We start from the raw sequence: 3,590 nt of genomic DNA on the forward strand, positions 1-3,590 counted from the left end.
GTAGATGTTGCTCTCGATGATGGAAGACGAGAAGAGTTCGGCCTGAACGTCGGCAGCTGCCCGAACATCCGACTGAGAGTGGTAATTGGAGAAGACAAACTGAGGGTTGAGCAGTCGTACTGTACCTGAGCAGTCTTGAATCTGGTTGTACCGTCGAAACATCACTGAGCGATACGCGCTGTGTATCTCGCATGGCTATCGAAACACCTTCTTAAACTGGTAGATCTCTTAGTGTTCAACATGCACCCTTCAGCGACCAGTTGTTTCAGGTAAGAACCTATCTGAAGAAGAGGATTTCAACAGAGCCTGCTATTCCGAATCGAATTGGGGAATAGACGCTCGTATCATTTGGTCGTGCCTATTCATTTCAGAGTCTGCTCCAACGCGACGATGGTGTAATTCGTCTCTCACAGCTAGCTGTAGCCCTATCTCATACTGGTTTGCGGCTTCTGACTTCTCGATTACCTCGTCATCATCTCCCTCAAATGTTCCCCGGACATACTCATTGAGCAGCCTCCACTGGCTTGTGTTGAGCTCTCGCTGTAACTCATCTGCGCTGGGGATTTCAAACAACTCGGTGTTAGAGTCAATCAAAACAGGATCTGGTGCGCTTCCAAAGTGCTGTTTGCCTTTCTTGATGCCGCCACAAAGTGCTCGACGGAAAGCAAGGGCGTTATCATCAGCTTGGTCACCAACCATCTCCTCAGGGTCAGCAGCACGCTCGTTCAGCCAAATATAGAGAAACTCGATTATGTCCGCTGCTGTCTCTTCTGAATCCTTAACTTCATCAAGTGTGCGACGGCGCTCCTTTTCTGTCCAGTGTTGATTCAGCTCTGCGAAGTCAGAGAGAGCTGCAGCGACTCGGTTTCGGATTGCTGCGCGCCTATTAGCTGCTGACTGTCTATGTTCATAATCAATCTCTCCCCGGAGCCATTCCTTGTCCTTATCGGTGAGAAATCCACGGGTATCTGCGCGCGACATTCGTAAGTGATGATCCGGCTAAGGTCATATATAAATATCCTCGCTAACAGCGGTGAGCACCCCATTTGTAAGTGAAATATATCTTAACAACAATTTAACTAACTCAGCGGTGTGTGTCAAATATAATATCAAAGTAAAAGTACGTAAGTCTGTTTTTGTTGACGCGAAGTATAAAAGAAGTCTAGAATGTAACCGCTGGGGTGATTTGACGTTAGAAGCTCACTAAACGCGAAGTTCCCGGTTCGGCGGTTAACCCAAATCGCGATGTCACGAAACACACCAACATCGCGGACCAAGCAGCATAGCACGTCAGCGTCAGTCGACGAACCCTCTCACACAAGGCTAGAGGCGATCACCCCCGAAAAAGCGATTGAGATGTTTAGCGATGCTAGGATTCAGGAACTCCGCCCGTCATCTCAGTATCAGTACGAATCCGCACTCGGATTCTTCGCAGAGTGGTGCGACAAGCAAGGAATGGACAATCTGAACGACCTTACCGGGCGGAAACTCCACCAGTACCGTATCTGGCGACGTGAGGACGGAGCAAAAAAAGTAGATAGGCTAAGCCAATCCACTGAGAAGACTCAACAGACATGTGTGCGCCAGTTCATCAAATATTGTGAGCAGATCAACGCGGCCCGTCCGAACCTACACGAAACGGTGGTTATCCCGAATGTATCTGAGGAGGATGAGGCGCGCGATGAAGCCCTAGATGGAGATCATGCTCAAGAGATATTGGATTGGCTCAATGACTACCACTACGCGTCGTTGGAGCATGCGGTTTGGACCTTGTTAGTGGATACCGGTGCCCGTACGGGGACGGTTGTCGGACTCGATATTGACGACTATCGTCCAAATGGAGACCCACCCCATCTCCGTGTGCGCCATCGGCCCGATACGGGTACTAACCTCAAGAATGGTAAAGGAGGCGAACGGCTGATCGCACTAAGCCGAAGCGCCTGTACGGTCATCGATGACTACATCGAAGTTAATCGACCAAGCGTCACCGATGACCACGGGAGACAACCCCTACTAGCAACATCACATGGTCGCATTAGCAAAAGCACAGTCAGGAAGTATGTCTACAAGTGGACAAGGCCGTGTGCGACTGGGAATGAATGCCCCCACAGCAGAGACCCTGATGAATGTGAGGCTACGAAAGCTGGTTCAGCCTCAAAATGCCCATCGACCAAATCACCGCATACAATTCGGCGAGGATACATCACCCACCAACTCAAAACTGGGGTTGAGCAGCCCATCGTTGGTAGCCGATGTGATGTAACAGCCGACGTACTGGAGCAACATTACGATGGTCGGGATGAGCAGTCGAAAATGGAGGTCCGGCATCGTGCACTAACAAACGCTCAGCGCGATCACTCTGGATACGGAAGTTAACGAAGTTCTAGCTGACCGCCTCAGACATTATTATTCTCTGTGAGGGTGTCATAGAAGTCGTCTCACACCTACACAGGAATCGCTCAGTACAGAGCACTCACGAATCGGTCAATACAGGTTGCACACGTACCGCGATCAGCAACTACCTCTCAGAAGTCTATTAGAAATACTGTGTGAGATACAGAGGATGAGTGCAGCGCGAAACTTCTTGCACTCTGTTTCGCATGATTAATTGGTCACGAAACGTCGAGGTATTATCTAATCTATTAATCAGAACAGGAACGGATGTCAGCATGACGTTCAATCGTTTCTATTTCGATCGCTGCGCGGGTAGGTTGGCTTGTCAATAGGCTTGGCTGCTGTACTCGTAGAATAACCCTGTTTACGTATGGCTCTTCGAGTTCATTCGGCCACTCCTCGAATGGAAATCGAAAGACCAATCGATCATCATCGATCTCTATTTCCGGGCACCATCCCTTTCGGGTCCCTTGGGGGACGAACTCTCTTGTTGACGCGCACACTCCGAGAAATTCGGTATCTGGGTCAAAATTAACGGCCTGTTCTATTGCAGGCTCAATCCCTTCAATATGTGTATTGAGCGCAGTTTTAGCTTCTTCTGGTGTTGAAAACACGGCTGCTTCGAAGGGTGAGTCCTGCCATCTCTCTGAATCCTGTTCAAAAATAGGTTCCCGAAGAGTCAGTGAAGTGGTACTTCTAGAGGATGAGAGACGACCAAGACATCCTGATGTCGTAATCGAGACAGTCGCTGCGGTGGCGAGAAACGCCCGTCTGGAGGACATATGGGGAATTACTAACTTCTCAAACAAATGTCTTCAGATTTGGCTAATTCTAAGTGGTTTCGTCGATAATAAAATCTACGCTGCAGGCAACTTCTCTTTCGTAGAGTGAGTTCACATAGTGCTGTATTCGCGCTGTGTATCTCGCACGTCTCTCAGAACATCTCTCTGAGCTGGCAGAACTCTCGGCGGTCAATAAGCAGTTCTCATTGACCGGCTGTTTCAGGCGAGAATATATCTGGAAAAGAGGATTTCAACAGAGCCTGTTAAACCGGGGTAAGAGGGGTCTCACGTCGAAGAAAATCATTAAATTCGCTAGAACCAGTCGATCACATCGACAGGCGCGTGATCTGGTCTGATGGCGGCGGATCAGATCGAACTGGTCTTGGAGTGTCTTCGAAGCGCTGGTAAGCGTAA

2 protein-coding genes are annotated in these 3,590 nt (G+C 49.2%); both read right to left on the reverse strand.

Annotation, left to right across the window (positions count from 1 at the left end; genetic code table 11):
- Positions 1-309: 309 nt before the first annotated feature.
- The gene (locus tag ACFQEU_RS13065) at positions 310-981 is read right to left on the reverse strand and encodes a hypothetical protein (RefSeq protein WP_379782833.1); all 672 of its coding nucleotides are present in this window, start codon (positions 979-981) and stop codon (positions 310-312) included.
- 1,661 nt (positions 982-2,642) lie between these two features.
- A complete protein-coding gene (locus ACFQEU_RS13070; protein WP_379782835.1) occupies positions 2,643-3,176 on the reverse strand; it encodes a hypothetical protein in 534 nt (177 codons plus the stop codon).
- Positions 3,177-3,590: the final 414 nt, after the last annotated feature.

This window comes from Halorubrum tibetense, assembly GCF_042661865.1.
Taxonomy (GTDB): domain Archaea; phylum Halobacteriota; class Halobacteria; order Halobacteriales; family Haloferacaceae; genus Halorubrum; species Halorubrum tibetense.